The 828-nt window shown below is 57.5% G+C and carries 2 protein-coding genes; both read right to left on the reverse strand.

What is annotated here, in order from left to right; genetic code table 11:
- Positions 1–29: 29 nt before the first annotated feature.
- Positions 30–383 carry a type II toxin-antitoxin system PemK/MazF family toxin gene (locus tag EXE44_RS17390; protein WP_049908936.1) on the reverse strand — a complete coding sequence of 118 codons (354 nt, stop codon included), beginning with the start codon at positions 381–383 and terminating at the stop codon, positions 30–32.
- Between the two features lie 3 nt (positions 384–386).
- On the reverse strand, positions 387–653 hold the full coding sequence (locus EXE44_RS17395) for an AbrB/MazE/SpoVT family DNA-binding domain-containing protein (protein ID WP_092920494.1): 267 nt from the start codon (positions 651–653) through the stop codon (positions 387–389).
- Positions 654–828: the final 175 nt, after the last annotated feature.

The following is an 828-nucleotide window of genomic DNA, read 5'->3' on the forward strand; positions in this document are numbered from 1 at the left end:
CTGAACAAGGTCGAACAGCGGGAGAGTCGCTAGAGTTCCCTCAGACCGAGGCTGTATTCGAGTGCCTCGTCGACTTCCTCCATACGGGACGCCGGCACTGAGCCGAGGCTGGTATTAATACGATGCTCGATGGACACCGTGCGAATCTGACTACAGAGAGCAACCGAGTCCTCTCGGAGCGGAGACTCGGCAGCCGAGACGAGTACCTCGAACGGGTACAGTTCGTCTCCTCGCGAGGTCGTAAACGGGACGACGATGGTCGTCGGCGCGTTCTCGTTCCCAACGTTGTTTTGCACGACTAGACACGGTCGTGTTCCTCGTTGCTCGGACCCCTCTGTCGGGTCAAGCTCGACGATGACGATGTCTCCGCGGCGAACGTCCATCGATTACCACTCGGGAACATCACCGAGGTACTCGTCGGCCTCGCGAGACACACCGTCCATCTCCTCCGCGAGGGCTTCGGATTCTGCTGCGCGTCGTCGGTACCCCTCAGCGAGCTCCTCACGAGACAGCGGTTTTTCGATGGTGATTTTCCCGTCCTCTTCGTGAACCAGTACCTCGTCCCCGCCGCGGATACCCAGTTTCTCTCTCAGTTCTTTCGGGAGGGTGACTTGCCCTCGTTCACCGACCTTACGTTCCTCGCTCTTGCTCATGAGCATTCATATCCTATTCATATCTAAATTCTTTTCGTTCGGAGAAGAGCTGAGAGGGAAGGGACCACGGGCGACATGCGCAACTTTCGGTCAGGGTGCGATATACTGGATTTCAGCTACCTGAACAAGGTCGAACAGCGGGAGAGTCGCTAGAGTTCCCTCAGACCGAGGCTGT

Source organism: Halorubrum sp. SS7 (assembly GCF_005435055.1).
Classification (GTDB): domain Archaea; phylum Halobacteriota; class Halobacteria; order Halobacteriales; family Haloferacaceae; genus Halorubrum; species Halorubrum salinarum.

Excerpts from the sequence above, each read along its gene's own strand:
- EXE44_RS17390 (WP_049908936.1), bottom strand. The coding sequence starts at position 383 with ATGGACGTTCGCCGCGGAGACATCGTCATCGTCGAGCTTGACCCGACA.
- EXE44_RS17395 (WP_092920494.1), bottom strand. The coding sequence starts at position 653 with ATGAGCAAGAGCGAGGAACGTAAGGTCGGTGAACGAGGGCAAGTCACC.